The sequence below is a fragment of the Corallococcus sp. AB045 genome (genome assembly GCF_003668895.1).
GTDB classification, from domain to species: domain Bacteria; phylum Myxococcota; class Myxococcia; order Myxococcales; family Myxococcaceae; genus Corallococcus; species Corallococcus coralloides.
In genome coordinates this window covers 12,836-27,809 of record NZ_RAWN01000135.1, presented here as the reverse complement: position 1 = coordinate 27,809, position 14,974 = coordinate 12,836, and the positions used below count along the sequence as shown (strand labels likewise).

General features: G+C 73.0%; 11 protein-coding genes and 1 riboswitch. Of the genes, 4 read left to right on the top strand and 7 right to left on the bottom strand.

Annotation, left to right across the window (positions count from 1 at the left end; all coding sequences use genetic code 11):
• From D7Y21_RS27665 to D7Y21_RS27655, 3 genes are all read left to right on the top strand, one after another.
• Window positions 1-1,497 (top strand): hypothetical protein (locus tag D7Y21_RS27665; RefSeq protein ID WP_121716747.1); only part of this gene is annotated, 1,497 nt, incomplete at its 5' end.
• A 62-nt stretch (window positions 1,498-1,559) separates the two neighbouring features.
• Window positions 1,560-1,910, top strand: coding sequence for a histidine triad nucleotide-binding protein (locus tag D7Y21_RS27660; protein WP_120561216.1), 351 nt, complete (start codon window positions 1,560-1,562; stop codon window positions 1,908-1,910).
• Window positions 1,911-1,932: 22 nt separating this feature from the next.
• Entirely contained in the window at window positions 1,933-2,703 is a 771-nt protein-coding gene (locus D7Y21_RS27655) for a YoaK family protein (protein ID WP_120561215.1), read from the top strand.
• Here D7Y21_RS27655 and D7Y21_RS27650 read toward each other — a convergent pair.
• Complete coding sequence (locus D7Y21_RS27650) at window positions 2,700-4,958, bottom strand: spermidine synthase (RefSeq protein ID WP_121716745.1); 2,259 nt, start codon at window positions 4,956-4,958, stop codon at window positions 2,700-2,702. The two genes, D7Y21_RS27655 and D7Y21_RS27650, sit on opposite strands and share 4 nt — an antisense overlap.
• A gap of 215 nt (window positions 4,959-5,173) precedes the next feature.
• On the opposite strand from D7Y21_RS27650, the gene D7Y21_RS27645 reads away from it, so the two are divergent.
• Window positions 5,174-5,650: a hypothetical protein gene (locus D7Y21_RS27645; RefSeq protein WP_121716743.1), complete on the top strand. Its 477-nt coding sequence runs from the start codon at window positions 5,174-5,176 to the stop codon at window positions 5,648-5,650.
• Between the two features lie 34 nt (window positions 5,651-5,684).
• Here D7Y21_RS27645 and D7Y21_RS42330 read toward each other — a convergent pair whose 3' ends face one another.
• The 6 genes from D7Y21_RS42330 to D7Y21_RS27610 all read right to left on the bottom strand — a co-directional run bounded on the left by D7Y21_RS42330 (window position 5,685) and on the right by D7Y21_RS27610 (window position 14,973).
• Complete coding sequence (locus tag D7Y21_RS42330; RefSeq protein ID WP_199735499.1) at window positions 5,685-9,323, bottom strand: serine/threonine-protein kinase; 3,639 nt, start codon at window positions 9,321-9,323, stop codon at window positions 5,685-5,687.
• An 85-nt stretch (window positions 9,324-9,408) separates the two neighbouring features.
• Window positions 9,409-11,103, bottom strand: a complete 1,695-nt coding sequence (locus D7Y21_RS27635; protein ID WP_121716741.1) for an FHA domain-containing protein — start codon at window positions 11,101-11,103, stop codon at window positions 9,409-9,411.
• Window positions 11,104-11,391: 288 nt separating this feature from the next.
• Window positions 11,392-12,165, bottom strand: coding sequence for a cell surface protein (locus tag D7Y21_RS27625; RefSeq protein ID WP_120561211.1), 774 nt, complete (start codon window positions 12,163-12,165; stop codon window positions 11,392-11,394).
• Complete coding sequence (locus tag D7Y21_RS27620) at window positions 12,165-13,484, bottom strand: hypothetical protein (protein ID WP_121716739.1); 1,320 nt, start codon at window positions 13,482-13,484, stop codon at window positions 12,165-12,167. Before D7Y21_RS27620 ends, D7Y21_RS27625 begins: the two co-directional genes overlap by 1 nt.
• A 167-nt stretch (window positions 13,485-13,651) precedes the next feature.
• Window positions 13,652-13,812: riboswitch (cobalamin riboswitch) on the bottom strand.
• A 19-nt stretch (window positions 13,813-13,831) separates the two neighbouring features.
• Entirely contained in the window at window positions 13,832-14,152 is a 321-nt protein-coding gene (locus D7Y21_RS27615) for a hypothetical protein (protein ID WP_120561209.1), read from the bottom strand.
• Between the two features lie 143 nt (window positions 14,153-14,295).
• A complete protein-coding gene (locus D7Y21_RS27610) occupies window positions 14,296-14,973 on the bottom strand; it encodes a cell surface protein (protein WP_121716737.1) in 678 nt (225 codons plus the stop codon).
• Window position 14,974: the final 1 nt, after the last annotated feature.

Genomic DNA, 14,974 nt, shown 5'->3' with positions numbered 1-14,974 from the left:
CTGGTCGGTGTCCCAACGGATGCGTCCCCCGAGGCTCGCGGCGGGGCTCCGACCGAAGACCCCTTCGAGCGCCGGCTGGGCCTCCTCCTGCTGGGGGGCGTGCTCGTCCTGGGCGCGGCCTTCCGCCTGTACTGGGCGCTGAACGACGACGGCATCTACTGGCCGGACGAGGTCTACCAGAGCCTGGAGCCGGCCCACCGCCTGGTCTACGGCTACGGCCTGGTGGCCTGGGAGTTCGTCCAGGGGGCCCGGAACTGGGCCCTGCCCGCGCTGGTGGCGGGCGTGCTGGGGCTGGGGCGGCTGGTGGGGCTGACGGACCCGGCGGGCTACCTGGGGCTGGTGAAGGGCTTCTTCGCGCTGGTGGGCACGGCGACGGCGTGGGCCACGTGGCGGCTGGCCCGCGCGTCCGGGGCCTCCACCCTGGCGGCCTCCGGCGGGGCCGCGCTGTTCGCCCTGGCGTCGGTGCCGCTGTACTTCGCGCCCCGGGCCATGAGCGAGAACGCCTCCGTGCTGCCGGTGGTGCTGGGCCTGGCCCTGGCGCTGCCGAAGGCCGCGTCCCGGCGCTCGCTGCTCACCGGGGCGTCCCTGCTGGGGCTGGCGGTGCTGCTGCGGCTGCAGAACGGCGTGTTCTGCGTGGGCCTGGTGGCAGTGCTCCTCTGCCGTCGCCAGTGGCGTCAGGCGGGCGTGGCGCTGGCGGTGCTGTCCGGGTGGGCGCTGGCCTTTGGCCTGTTGGACAAGCTCACCTGGGGGCGGTGGTTCCACTCCGCCATCGTCTACCTGGACTTCAACGTGGTGCAGGGCAAGGCGGCCCAGTGGGGCACGGAGCCCTTCGAGTACTACCCGCGCATCCTGCGCACCGCGATGCCGGTGCTGACCGTCTTCACGGCCGTGCTGGCCGTGCTGGCCGTGCCCCGGGCGTGGGGGCTGTCCTTCCTGGCCGCGGCGTTCTTCCTCCTGCACGCGAACCAGCCGCACAAGGAGCTGCGCTTCCTGGTGCCGGTGCTGCCCCTGTTCGCGGCGCTCGCGGGCGTGGGGCTGGACTCCGCCCTGCGGGTGCTGCGCGGCGCTCCGGCGAGGGCCACCGCCACGGTGGCGGTGGTGGCGGGGGCGCTGTTGTCCGGCGCGGGCGCGGGGGCGCTCACCTTCGGCGACGTGGGCCAGTACGAACGCGTGCGCCCCAAGGACAGCGCCTGGGACGACCAGGGCTCGGTCAACCGGCTGCTGGAGGCGGCGGGCCGGCGCGACGACGTGTGCGGCCTCAAGGTGGAGGCGGTGCACCTGGCGTGGACGGGGGGCTACAGCTACTTCCACCGGAAGGTGCCGCTGTATCCCCACACCGGCCCCGGGCGGGACTCCCGCCGCTTCAGCCACGTCATCACCCGGGCGGGCTTCGAGGGCGCGGGCACACTGCTGGTCCAGGACGGCCGGCTGGCGCTGGTGCAGCTGCCTATCGCGGACTGCACGCCGGACCCCGGCTATTCGTGGCGACTGCCCTGAGCGGGACAGTTGGGACGCGCAAGACCCTTCCGGCCCCCCCGTCGGGTTGGTAAGCCACGGCCATGCCCGAATCCGACTGCCTCTTCTGCAAGATTCGCGATGGCCTCATCCCGGCGAAGGTCGTCCACCAGGACGAGCACTGCCTGGCCTTCGAGGACATCAACCCCCAGGCCCCCACCCACGTGCTGTTCATCCCGCGCAAGCACATCAACACGGTGAACGACATCACGGCCGAGGACCGGGAGCTGGTGGGCAGCCTCTACATGGCCGCGGCGAAGGTCGCGCGTGAGCGGGGCCACGCGGACACGGGCTACCGCGTGGTGATGAACACCCAGCGCGACGCGGGCCAGACGGTGTTCCACATCCACCTGCACCTGCTCGCGGGCCGCACCCTGCACTGGCCGCCGGGCTAGCCGTCGTCCAGGCCCGCCCGTCATGTTCAGTGCCCAGTCGTCGCCCCAGTCCCGCCGTGCCTACTCCCGCCTCGCCGTGCTGCTGGCCTCCGTGGCTGGCGCGGTCAACGCCATGGGGTTCGTGGCGCTGGGCGCGCACACGTCCCACATGTCCGGGAACATGGCCACGATGGGCGAGTCCCTGGCCCAGGGCCGCTGGGACACGGCGCGGCTGCCCGCGCAGCTGATGGGGCTGTTCGTCGCCGGGGCCTTCTGCGCCACGGCGCTCCTGGATGCCTCTCGGCACCGCACGCGGGGCCGTCACGTGGCCGCGCTGCTGGTGGAGCTGCTCGTGCTGAGCGGCGTGGGCGTGGGTCTGGCGTCCATGCCGGACACGCGCGCGCCGGAGCTGCTCTGGGGCTTCGCCTTCGCCATGGGGATGCAGAACGCGCTCGTCACGCGGGTGTCCGGCGCGGTGGTGCGCACCACGCACGTGACGGGGATGCTCACGGACATCGGCATCCAACTGGTGCAGATGCTGGCGTGGGTGCGCGACGGGGTTCGCGGGGAAAGCGCGACGGGGCTTTGGCAGCGCGTGCGGCACCTGCCCTCCGCCGTGGAGTTCGAGCGCACGCGGCTGCACCTGGGCCTGGTGCTGGCGTTCCTCGTGGGCTGCACGCTGGGCCCCTACCTGTTCCTGCGCCACGGGGCCGTGACGCTGGTGCTGCCGTGCGCGGTGCTGGGCGTGCTGGCGGCGCTGGACGCGCGGCTGACCGTGAAGCCCGCACCGTCCCCCACCGCGCCGGGAAGCTAGGGCGACGCGGGCTGGACCACGGGCTGCGCCGGCTGGACCCGGGCCTGCGCGGGCACGTCCATGACGTTCGCGTTGGCCGCCGCGGGGCCCTGGGCCATGGGGCGCAGCGCCTGGAGCACGCTGCTGCGCTCATCCGTCCAGACGTATTCCGGCTCGCCGCGCAGCACCAGCCGGCGCACGCGCGCCTTGCTCTTGCTGAAGGTGGAGCCCCAGAAGAACTCCTTGTCCCGGCTCAGCAACATCCACGAGCTGGCCACCGCGTCGCCGTCGCTGTCCCTCGCGACGAGCGCCGCGGACAGGCCGGCGGCCCGCGCGTGCGCCAGGCTGATGGGCACCAGGTCCAGGTGCTGGTTGCTGATGTGCATCGCCAGCACGCCGTGCGGCGCCAGGTGCTGGAGGTAGAGCGCCACCGCCTCCTTCGTCAGCAGGTGCACCGGGATGGCGTCCGAGCTGAAGACGTCCAGCGCCAGCACGTCGAACTGGCGCGAGCCGTGCTCCAGCTCCTTCTCCAGGGAGATGCGCGCGTCGCCCTCGACGACCTCCACGTGCGCGGGCGTGTCCGTCAGCGTGCTGAAGAAGCCGCCCTGGCCCTTGGCGAGGTCGATGATGTCGGGGTTGATTTCATAGAAGCGCACGTCGTCCCCGGCGGCCATCAGCGTCGCGCTGTTGCCCACGCCCAGCCCCAGCATGCCCACGCGCAAGCCGGTGGGCAGCCCCTGCGCCTGACGCGACCGGCGCTGCTCCGCGAGCGCGAGCCCCAGGCCGGCGTCCTTCGTGTAGTACGCCGTGGGGAGGTTGCGGCGCTCCGGGCGGATGTACTGCCAGCCGTGGGTGATGGCGCCGTGGCGCAGGACGTACTGGTGCTGCTGGGGATCGTTCGCGGACAGCTCCAGCACGCGCACCACGCCGAAGAAGTTGCGCGCGGCGAAGCGCACGCGCCCCAGGTCCGTGAGGACGAGCACCGGCAGGTGCACCGCCACACCCACCAGCAGCGCCCCGCGAAACAGGCGCTGCGTGCGCGCCACCGCCGTCTCCTCCTTCGGCTTGCGCATCAGCCCCGCGAAGGCCACCGCGCAGCACGCGGCCAGCGCCAGCGGGTGCTCCCAGTAGGTGGTGAAGAGGGCGGGCGCGACCAGGTTGACGAACACGCCGCCCAGCACGCCGCCCACGGACACCCAGAGGTAGAAGGCGCTCAGGTAGCGCGGCGCCGGACGGCGCCGGTACAGCTCGCCGTGGCACACCATGGCGCCCGTGAAGAGGGTGGACGCGTGGAAGAGCACCTGCCACCCCAGGCCCAGCGCGGGGCCCTCCTTGTGCGCGTACGTCACCAGCACCACGGAGGCGATGAGCCCCACCGAGTACGGCGTGCGCGCGTAGAAGGACTCGCGCGAGAAGGCCAGGATGAAGGTGACCAGGTACACCGCCAGCGGCATCACCCACAGGAAGGGGCCCGCCGCCACGTCCTGGGAGAGCTTGTTCGTCGTGGCCAGCAGCAACACCGACGCGCACGTGCTCAACGCCAGCCACGTCAGCGTGGGGCCCACGCCCGGACGCTGCGAGGCCGCGGCCGTGGAGGCCTCGGAAGGAGCTTCAGGGGGAGCTTCCGCACCCGGGCTCGTGAAGGACTCGGGGGCGTTCGACGCGGGGGCGCGGCGCAGCAGGTCCCGCGCGCAGGCGAGGACACAGAGGACGAAGAGGACGAAGCCCACGGCCCAGCCCCACGCCTGCGCGCTCCGGCCCACCCAGGGCTCCACGAAGAACGGGTAGCCCAGCAGCGCCAGCAGCGAGCCCGCGTTGGAGAGCGCGTAGAGCACGTACGGCGAGCGCTCCGGCCGCGCGCGCGCGAACCACGACTGGAGCAGCGGACCGGTGGTGCTGAGCACGAAGAAGGGCAGGCCCAGCGTGGCGGCCAGCATCCGCATCAACCGGAGCACGGGCAGGTGGTCGTCCACGGGGCGCCAGCCGTCCCCCGGCGCCAGCGGCGAGCCCGTCCACGAGGCCCGCGCCGCGAGCGCCGCCAGCGCCACCACCAACAGGCTCAGGTGCAGGGCGGCCTGCGCGCGCGGGCGCAGCCTTGAGGCCACCGCGTGCGCGTAGGCGTAGCCCGCGAGCAGCACGGCCTGGAAGAACAGCATGCACGCGGTCCACACCGCGGGCGTGCCGCCGTACCACGGCAGGGCGTAGCGGCCCGCCAGCGGCTGGACGCCGAAGAGCAGGAAGGCGCTGGTGAAGATGGCGAGGGCGTAGCGCACCATGCGGCCTCGGGGGCGGGGGGAAGACGCACGGCGTAGGCGTCCCGCGCTCCGGGTGTTTCCCGCCTGGGCGACAGTCTTGTCAACACGGGCACATCCCGGAGCCCGGCGGGCGGCCAGGCGGGCATCCGTCGGGGTGGGTGGGTGGCCCCATGGGACAGCGGTCCTAACTTCCCGGACGGACAGGCGCGGACGTCCTCGCGCCCGAGGGGGAAATCATGACGGGCTTCAAGCGCGCGGTGGGACTGGGATTGCTGGTGGGCGGCGCCCTGGGAGGCTGGGGCTGCGGCAAGGAGGCGCCCCCGGAGGAGACGCGAGGGTTCCAGGACCCCGTCCAGCTCCAGCACCGTTCCCGCGCGGAACCGGCCGGCAGCCCGCTGCGCGAGGAGGGCGGCGGCAAGCCCTACAACAGCGACAGCCGGAGCTCGCTGGGCGGCGGCACCGCGGCCCCCAACCAGATGGAGGGAAACACCCGCCAGCGGACAGGCGGCAGCGGGGAGCTGGGCACGGGGCTCGCGGAGAGCTACCGGGGCACGGCCTCGGAGGGCACGGGAGGCTCCGGGCTCGACGCGGGCACGGGAGGCTCCGGGCTCGACGCGGGCACGGGAGGCTCCGGGCTCGACGCGGGCACGGGAGGCTCCGGGCTCGACGCGGGCACGGGAGGCTCCGGGCTCGACGCGGGCACGGGGCGTTGAAGCACGCCCCCGGCGAAGGCGTCCTCGCGGGCGCCTAGTAGTCCTGGCGGCGCTTCACGGTCCTCAGCTGTTCGTGCAGGTCCTTCACCTGCTTGAGGGTCGGCGTCTCACTGCCGCCCACGATGAAGTCGTCCGCCAGCTTGTCGAAGAGGGTGCACTGCATCGACATGGCCTCGCAGCCATGGTTGGTCTTGAGCGTCCGGAAGAGCGTCTTCGTCTGCGCCCATTCCTTTTCCAGCTCCGGGGGGAGGCTGCTCTCCTTGGCGGGAGCGCGGGCCGGCGCGGCGCGCTTGCCGGGGCGTGCCGGCGGCGGCTTCTTCGCGGCGGGAGCGGGAGCGGCCGCGCCCTCCGTCGGCGCATCCGGAGCGAGCAGGTCGTCCGGAGCCAGCTCCTTGGTGCCCGCGGAACCCGGCTCGGTGCGAGCCTGCGCGGGCTCGCCGGACGGCGGCGTGGGCTCAGCCTGCGCTGCGGTGGGCGCCGCGGCCACGTTCTGGGCAGGAGGCGTGTCCTGCGCGGCGGCCGGCGTGTCCTGGTCCGGAGGAGACGCGGGCGGACGCCCCTGGGGGCGCGCGGGCCGCGTGGGAATCTGCTGCACCGGGGTGGGCGGAGGCGGCGTCGACGTCCGCGACTGCTCCAGGCCCACGGCCACGCGCAGCTCGGGGACGAAGTAGAGCCCCGCGCCCACGATGGACAGCGCGACGACCATCAGCAGCACGAACATCAGCGCGGAGCGCAGCGCGCCGCCCTTGCGGACCGGCGCTGATTCGCGCCGCGCGGCACGCGGCGGCTCCGAAGGCTCCGGCCGCACCGGCATGGCCTTGCGCCGGGTCGAGTCGTCGCGCGACGTGGACGACTCGTCCGGCTCCACGGCGGGCGCGGGGGCGCGGGCGACGGCGCGCATGCTCGACGCGGTGCTGGAGCGCGGAGGCGGCGTGCTCGGCGACGACCCGCGCACGGCGCGCCGCGACCCCGTGCGGCCCTTGGCCGGAGCGGTGGGGCCGGTGTCGGCCTCACGCTTGCCGGTGGAAGAGGACGTCTCGCGCAGCAGCTCCTCGTCCAGCATCACGCGGGCCTGGGGCTCCTCGCGGCGCGAGGCCCGGGGCATGGAGATGCGCGGGTGCGTGTCCCCGTCGCCCTCGCGCGCGGCCAGGGCTTCGTCCGGATCCGCGGAGATGTACGGCACGCTGGAGTCCGCCTCCAGGGCGCGGGCATCCACCGAGACCAGGTCCTCCGACGGCCGCGTGTCCTGCATCGTGGGCCGGGGAGTCGGCCCCGAATCGAGCGGCTCGGAGTTCCGCGAGTCCTCTTCGGCTTCGAAGGAGCGCGAAGCACCGGACTGGATGGAGGGCACCTGGATGGTGGGCGCCGCGTACGACGGCACCGGCACCGGCGCCGGCCGGTTGCCATTCGACGGCGTCGTCACACCGGGGCGCGAGGACGCCACGGACGGCATCGCGGCCGTGGGGCGCTGGCCTTCCGGGATGCGGGCTTCCACTGCGCGCGCGGGCTCGGGGGCGCGGGGCGCATCGAAGCCGCGGGACGACTCCGAAGCCCGGGGCGAATCGAAGCCACGCGACGGCTCCGACGCGCGCACCGGCTCGTAGCTCGGCAGGGGCTCCGGGGCACGAGCCGCATCGAACGCGGACGGCGGCGCGGGACGGCTGCCGTTCGACGGCGTCGTGACTCCAGGACGCGCCGACGCCAGGGACGGCATCGCGGAGGTGGGGCGCTGCCCCTCCGGGATGCGTGCCTCCGCGGCGCGAAGCTCGGCTCCCGCGGAGCGGCCCCCCTCGGGGATGGGCTCCGGCCACGGATAGGGGCTCTCCGGAAGCTCCTCGTCATCGGCGAACGGGCCGTCCGGAGGAGGCGGCGGCTCCATGAACGGCAGCGACTCACCCGCCGATTCGAACCGCCCTGGCGCGGAGTCGAAGGAAGGCATCGGAGGAGGCGCCACCGGCCGCGACGCATCCACCGGCACGAAGGGAACGGGCCCATCCGCGGGCCGCACGGCGGGAATCGCGGCCATCGGAGGAGGCGGAGGCGGCACACCCCGCGGGCCCACCGAATCGGAGAAGGGCAACGAAGCGCCCCGCCCTCCCGCGTCCGCGAACGGCCGCGACACCGGCACGTCCGGCACGGGAGGCGCGTCACGCGACGGCAGCCCTGGCTCCGCGTGCGGCAGCGACGTGGCGCGCGGCGCGGTGGGCTCTGCCTGCGCCTCGGAGGCCGGCAGCGCGTCCGCCCGGGGCGCGGTGGGCTCTCCCAGCAGCGGGGCCGGAGCCTCCGCCTCCACGGCGCGGTCCGAAGGAAGCCGGATGGCCGGCAGGCCCTCGAGGATGGTGGGCCGGTCCATCGCGTCCTGGCGGACCTCCACCGTGGGCGACGGCTCCGACGACGCGGGGCTGGGCCGCATCTTCGCGCGGGCCGCCTCCTCCAGCGCCTCCACCGGGAACGCGGGACGCGTGGACTCGTCCACCACCACGCCGGGGCGCGTCTCACCGTCGTCGCGCGCGCCGCCGCCGTCCTCGCGGCTCCGGGGCGTGGGGTGGAAGGACAGGGGCTCCACCGGACCATCCAGGCGGATGGTCTTGGCCGGCAGCGTGGGCGCCTGCATCGTCGCGCGCGGCGCGGGGGCCAGCGACTCGTACGTGCCGCTGCCGCGCACGTCGCGCGACACCTCGCGCAGGGACGTCAGCAGGCGGCGCTCGGACTGGTAGTCCGCGGAGAACAGGTCGCGCATGAACTTGCTGACGCTCTCCGGGCCCGCGCTGGTGTCGATCTCCATCAGGCACGCCTGCAGGCGCACCCGGAAGTCCTCCGCCGTCTGGAAGCGCTGCGCCGAGTCCACCGCCAGCGCCTTCGCCACCAGCTGCGACACCGCCGGCGGCGTCAGCGGCTCCACTTCACTGAGCGGCGCCACCTTCGGGTTCGCCACCGCGGACATCAGTTCGCCCGGCGGCAGCGCGTCGAAGGGGTTCTTGCCGGAGATGAGCTCGTAGAGGCACAGGCCCACCGCGTACAGGTCGCTGCGGCGGTCCACCGGCTGGTGCCGGGCCTGCTCGGGCGACATGTAGAGGAACTTGCCCAGGATGATGCTGGGGTTCGTCTTCGCCGCCGACAGCCGGCTCTTGGCCAGGCCGAAGTCGATGACCTTCACCTCCCCCTCGTAGGAGATGAGGATGTTCTGCGGAGAGATGTCCCGGTGGACGAGCTTCAGCTCCTTCTCTTCCTCGTCCCGCTTGCGGTGCGCGTACGCCAGCGCGTCCAGCACCCGGCCCATCACGTACAGCACGAAGGTGAGCGGCAGCGGCGTCTGCCGGTCGCGCACGCGCGCGGCCACCTTGCGCAGGTCCTTGCCGTCCACGTACTCGAGGGCCATGTAGGCCTCGCCCTCGTGCACGCCCATGTCCAGCACCTGCGCGATGGAGCCGTGCCCCAGCCGCACCAGCGTGCGCGCCTCACCCACGAAGCGGTCGACGAAGTCCTGGTCCTCCGCGAACTGCGGGAGGATCTTCTTGATGACGCACAGCTTCTCGAAGCCCTGCGCGCCCTCCAGGCGGGCGAGGTAGATCTCCCCCATGCCGCCGGTGGCCAGATGCGACAGGAGCGTGTACCGGCCGAAGGGTTGCGGCCGGAAGGGACGCAATCGGGCGGGCTGGTTCGAAGAGTTCATGCGGTGCGGGGGTCCACCACGGAAACCGCATTGAACCCCGGGCAGGGCCCCCGCTTCAACCCGTCAACCGGCCGCGCCGGCCGCCTCACCGGATACCGGGGTTGGTCAGCATGCCCATGTCCTCTTCAATCACCTCGAAAACCGCCACCTTGTCGCGGGGCGGCCGCACCACCCGCTCTCCCAGGGGCATCACGTCGAAGCGGGCCCCGGTGGCCGCCAGCAGCTTGCCCGTCATCAGCACCTGGCCGGGCGCCGCGGTGGAGGCCAGCCAGCCTGCCACCCCCATGCCCTCTCCCACGGCGCTGTACTCCGTGCGGGCCTCCGTGCCGATCATCCCCACCAGCGCCTTGGTGGAGTGCAGGGCGATCCGCAGGTCGCACCGCTCATCCTGGGGCCGGCGGGCCATGCCCCGGTCCCAGTCCGCGCGCAGGGCCAGCGCCGCGCGCACCGCGCGGACCGCGTCGTCGCCCTTGGCGTAGGGCACGCCGAAGAGCGCGCGCATGGACTCGCCCATGAAGCCTTCGACGGTGGCCTCGAAGCTGAAGACGATGCCGCTCATGCGCGCGTGGAAGTCGTTGAGCAGCTGCGTGGCCCGCGCCGCGCCCAGCCGGCCAATGACGGCGCCGAAGTCCGCCAGCTCCGCGTGCAGCACGGTGAGGTTCTTCTCCTCCAGGCCCGGCAGCTTGCCGCCCGTGCGCTGGGCCTCGGCGGCGCGGCGCTCGGCCACCTCCGGCGAGTGGTAGCGCTCCAGGTTGCGCCGCATCCGGTCCGTGCTGGAGCCGTCGCGCACGGCGAAGCGCTGCACGCCGGCGGCCACCAGGTGGGCCACCGCGGTGCACGCGTCCAGCATCAACTCCAGGCTGGTGTCGCCCCCGCCGGGCACGTTGACGTAGAGCACGCCCGCGAAGGGCGGCTCGGTGCCGATGGGGATACACAGCACCCGGTCCACGCCGTACATGATGACGCTCTCGCGTCCGGCGAAGCGGCGGTCGTCCTTCACGTCGCCCACGGCGATCGCGCGGCCCTGGCGGATGGCCTCGTCCACGATGGCGTCCGACACGGGCACTTCGCCCTTGGCCAGCCGTCCGCGGTGGCGCACCGCCGCGGGCACCAGCGGCCCGGTGGCGTGCTTGAGCAGCACCACCGCCGTGGTGGCGTCGGTGCGCTCCAGGAGCCGATCCATCGCGGACTCCAGGAACGCGGTCAGCGTGCGCGCGGTGGCCAGCGCCTCCGCGGCGTGCACCAGCAGCACCAGCGTCTCGTAGGACACGCGCGGGCTGGCCACGGCGGAGCTCGCGGGCACGGGCGAGGGACCGGAGAACGCGTCGTCGAACGGCAGCGGCCCCACGTTGTCCAGCAGGCGCAGCACGTCCGCGTCCTTGACGTTCTTGGCCATCAGCACGGACGGGCCCACGTCCGTGCCGTGCCCGAAGCGCACGACGCCGCCCGCGCCCAGGTCCATCATCTCCGTGGCGGCGTTCTCCACCGTGTGCGGCTGGCGCACCGCCAGGGTGTTCTCCCCCAGCGCCACGGTGTCGCCCGCGTTCAGGTGCTTGCTGCCCTGGAGCGGCGCGCCGTTGACCCGGCTGCCGTTCCGGCTGCCCAGGTCCTCGATGCGCAGCACGTCACCTTCGACGTAGAGCCGCGCGTGCCGGCGCGACACCAGGTCGCCGCCCAGCACGATGTCGTTCTCGTCCGCCCGGCCGAGGCTGGTGACGCCCTCCGGCAGGTCGTACGACGTGTCGAAGTAGCCGGGCCCGTTGATGATGATCTGCCACATCGGGCGCAAGACATTACACGACCTCCCAATCTTCCGAGAGTCCGAGACGCTTTCCCGTGGAAGACGGGCGTCCAGCCGAGGCCCCGGACGCCCTCCCGCGTCGCGTCATACCCGGGGGCCCCGCCCGATGCTGGGGTCGCAGTTCACCTGGGACGGTGGATGAAGAGGAAGTCACCCACGCGCAGTGTGCGGAATGCGGTCAACGGACAGGACGCGGGCCCCTGGAGTCCCTCAGAGGCCCCCCACCCGCCTCCGCGTCTTCGGGAGGCAGGTGGGGAGCGCGCATGCTCACGGCACGCCGCCGTCGGGGAGCTGGCCGTTCACCACCGACAACGCATCCAGGTCGAAGCCGCCGGACGTGCCGCCGTAGCTGTTGAGTCCCGTGTCGGTGAGGCGCACGAAGCGCGCACGGGGGAGGCCCACGTCCGCCAGGTCGAAGCCGTCCCCGCCCGCCACGGCCGGGTCGGTGGGGGACACGCCGTTGTCCGGGGCCGAGTGCACCGGATGCGTCCCGGCACAGCCCGGGTAGCCGCCGTCCTTGTCGGTGGCGGCGCACGGGAAGTCGAACCAGGTGACGCCGTCGTCGCTGACGGACACCTGCGCTGTCTCCGCGAAGATGTCGCCGCCGTACTTCTGGAAGGCGTTCTCGAACACGAGCAGGTCCACGCCCGGGCCGTCCACCGCGAACAGGTCGGTGAACTCCAGGGTGATGGAGCCGCCCCGCCCCAGCGACAGCACGTCGAGCGAGCCCGTGCTCTGCCCCGCACCCACGGGCGGCCCGAACACGACGTCCGGGAAGCGGTCCTGCCCGAAGCCGGCCGAGTCGCCGAACTGGTACGCCGTCACGCGGTCCGCGAACGGATCCACCGGCCGCGAGCCCGCGTCGACACCGGCATCCGTGTCCGTCCCTGCGTCGACCTCCGAGCCTGCATCGGGGACACCGGCATCCGCGTGGGTGCCGGAATCCACGATGTCATCCCCCGGAAGTGGACCGGGCTCCGAGTCGCCCGTGCACGCGCCCAGGGCCAGCAGCGCGCCAAGCGCGAGCAGTGGGTGCTTCATCACTGGCCCTGCTGGATGCGCACGAGGCGGCGGCCGTTGACGTCCTTCACGCCCACGAGCAGGTCTGCGCCCAGCGACGACAGCAGCTCCACGGCCGTGCACGCATCCGCGGTGTTGAGCACCGCCTCACGCGAGCCCACGTTGACGGGCTGACCGCCGCCCAGGCCGGGCGTGAGCGAGAAGCGCGACACGTCCGTGACGCCGAAGCCCGTGGCACCGTAGGCGCCGCGCGCCACCGCCACGCCGTTGCCGAAGCTGGCGGCGGCGTTGAAGTCACTGCCCACGTCCACCTTCGGCTCGTTGGTGAGCACCACCGGCGTTCCCGAGGCCAGCGCCTCGCCCAGCTTCGCGCTGGACACGGCGTGGGCCACGTTCACGTACGTGTCCGCCGCCGCGTAGCCAAACACCCCGATGCCGTTCTGCGCGATGGCGGTGACGCCGCTGGCGCCCACCTGCGCCGGGAAGTCCACCACCTTGAACTTGACGAAGGGCTTGCCGGAGGTCACCAGCGCGTAGACGCCCAGGGAGCCCGACAGCCTTTCCAGGCCGCTGCCATTGACGAAGAACGCGTCCGTGGTGCCCGCGGCGGAGTAGTTGTCCGGCGCATCGAGATAGGTCGTCGCGTCGCGCTTGGACGGATCCACCACCGCGACGGAGCCCGGGGCGGGGAAGCCGCTCTTCGTGTAGCCCGCGAGCAGGCGCGTGCCGTCATGGGCCAGGAAGTAGGACGCGAACGTGGCGGTCGGGTTGGCGCGATCCGCGGGCGCGATCACCGTGTCGATCGCCGTGTCCCCCAGCGCCAGTTCCGGCCAGGTGCCCAGCGAGAAGACGTCACGGCCGGTGGCCGTCTGGCGCACCGCGAAGAGCGAATACGTGGGGCCCGGCGTGGACACCACCGCGACCACTTCCGGAGACAGGTCCGCGGACTCCGCGACGCTGAAGCCCGTCTGGAGCTGGAGCGTGCCCAGCACCTGCTCGCGAGGCAGCGGGGCACAAGCGACCGTGCCGCCATCCGTGCCCGCGTCCGTGCCGGTGCCACCGTCGGTCTCCGTGCCCGCGTCCGTCTCCGTGCCCGCGTCCGTGCCGGTGCCCGCGTCCGTGCCCGCGTCGTCCTCTTCGATGTCGACGACGACCTGGGTGCACAGCTCCTCGACGCAGGCCCAGGCCTGGCCCGCCGGGACCGCGCCCTTGTCGCGGCAGTCGATGGAGTCCACGCACTCATCGCCGCAGCCCGTGCCGCCCAGCACCACCGCCAGCAGGGCGCCCATCAGCGCCGCGCGCTGGCCCTTCGTGCCCATCCGCATCATGTCGGTCCGCATCGCGTCCTCGCTCCTGGCCTTCCCGCCCGGAGGCGGAAGGCATTTCCCTGGCGGGAGGCTGCGCGGACGGAAGGCATCCGACCGCCAGGCGCGCGTCGCCCCCTGGTGGTCTGCCTTCGCCGTCAGCTCCCCGCGGAGGTTCCGGTCTGTCGCCGGGCCCTCCGTGAAGAGGACGCCGGGTCGTCGCCAGGTCTTCGGACTCGCGGGAACGGCGTTCGTGTGAACACTGTTTCTGCTTACCGCTGCGGGGCAGTCCCGGACTCACACCGGGTTCCCTGAAAGCCCTCACGCCCCATGGCGGGAAGGCATCGATGACGGGGCCGGACTATGGCGACCCCGGGGCAAAGTCAATGCGGCGCGGGTTCGGCGCGTCGCTCGCGCATCAGCACGTAGCGCCGCGTGCTGCCGTCCACGACGACGGTGGACACCACGCGCCAGCCCTCGCCGCCCAGCCGCTGGAGCTCCACGAGGTCCTCATCCGGGCTCTCGCGCTTGACGAAGGTGTACTCGTACGCCGGTGCCGGCGGAGGCGCGGGCGGCGGAGGCACTTCCTTCCGTGGCGCGGTGCGGGACGTCTGCGCCCAGACCACCGAGGGAAGAAGGAACGGAGCGGCCACGCCGAGCAGGACGCCCAGCAGCACGAGGAGTGAGGCGGAACGACTGTTCATGGAAGCGCACCCGGGGGAGGGACAGCGGGCATGTAATGCCGCCACTCCCACCCCGGAAGCCTCCCCCGGCCCGGACGCACCGGATGCGAGCGCGAGTCCGCCGGGACCGTCCGCTGGAGAACGGCCCCGGCGCTCGTGCGCGACTACGGCAGCTGCACGCCGTTCACCACGGCGACGGCATCCAGGTCGAAGCCGCCGCTGGTGCCCGCGTAGCCGTTGGCGCCCGAATCGCGGATGCGCACGAAGCGGGCACGGGTGAGCCCCACGTCCGCCAGGTCGAAGCCGTCCCCGCCCGCCACGGCCGGGTCGGTGGCCGGGATGCCGTTGGAGGGGTGCGAGTACACGGGCGTGACACCCGCGCAGCCCGGGTAGTTGTTCGCCACGTCGGAGGACGCGCAGGGGAACTCGTGCCAGGTGACGCCGTCGTCGCTGACGGCCACCACGCCCGTCTCCGCGAACGGCTTGCCGCTGGGCTTGATGAACGCGTTCTCGAAGACGAGCAGGTCCACGCCCGGCCCGTCCGTCACGGCGATGTCCGTGAAATCCAGGACGATGACGCCGTTGCGCCCGAGCGACAGCACGTCCAGCGAGCCCGACGACGCGCCATCCCCCTGCGGAGCGCCCAGCACGATGCCCGGCAACTGGCTCTGACCGAACCCGGCGCCCGTTCCCGGAGCGAAGGACACGATGCGGTCCGCGAACGGGTCCCCCACCAGCGGCTGGCCCTGGAGGGAGTCCTGCCAGTCCTCGCCACCGCACGCCACGGCGAGGAGCGCGGTGAAGCCCAGCGCGAACGACTTTGGAAGAAGGGTCTTCTTCATG

Coding starts and splice junctions, on each gene's coding strand:
- D7Y21_RS27650 (WP_121716745.1), bottom strand. CDS start 4,958: ATGGTGCGCTACGCCCTCGCCATCTTCACCAGCGCCTTCCTGCTCTTC.
- D7Y21_RS27645 (WP_121716743.1), top strand. CDS start 5,174: ATGACGGGCTTCAAGCGCGCGGTGGGACTGGGATTGCTGGTGGGCGGC.
- D7Y21_RS27655 (WP_120561215.1), top strand. CDS start 1,933: ATGTTCAGTGCCCAGTCGTCGCCCCAGTCCCGCCGTGCCTACTCCCGC.
- D7Y21_RS27635 (WP_121716741.1), bottom strand. CDS start 11,103: ATGTGGCAGATCATCATCAACGGGCCCGGCTACTTCGACACGTCGTAC.
- D7Y21_RS42330 (WP_199735499.1), bottom strand. CDS start 9,323: ATGAACTCTTCGAACCAGCCCGCCCGATTGCGTCCCTTCCGGCCGCAA.
- D7Y21_RS27615 (WP_120561209.1), bottom strand. CDS start 14,152: ATGAACAGTCGTTCCGCCTCACTCCTCGTGCTGCTGGGCGTCCTGCTC.
- D7Y21_RS27625 (WP_120561211.1), bottom strand. CDS start 12,165: ATGAAGCACCCACTGCTCGCGCTTGGCGCGCTGCTGGCCCTGGGCGCG.
- D7Y21_RS27620 (WP_121716739.1), bottom strand. CDS start 13,484: ATGCGGACCGACATGATGCGGATGGGCACGAAGGGCCAGCGCGCGGCG.
- D7Y21_RS27660 (WP_120561216.1), top strand. CDS start 1,560: ATGCCCGAATCCGACTGCCTCTTCTGCAAGATTCGCGATGGCCTCATC.
- D7Y21_RS27610 (WP_121716737.1), bottom strand. CDS start 14,973: ATGAAGAAGACCCTTCTTCCAAAGTCGTTCGCGCTGGGCTTCACCGCG.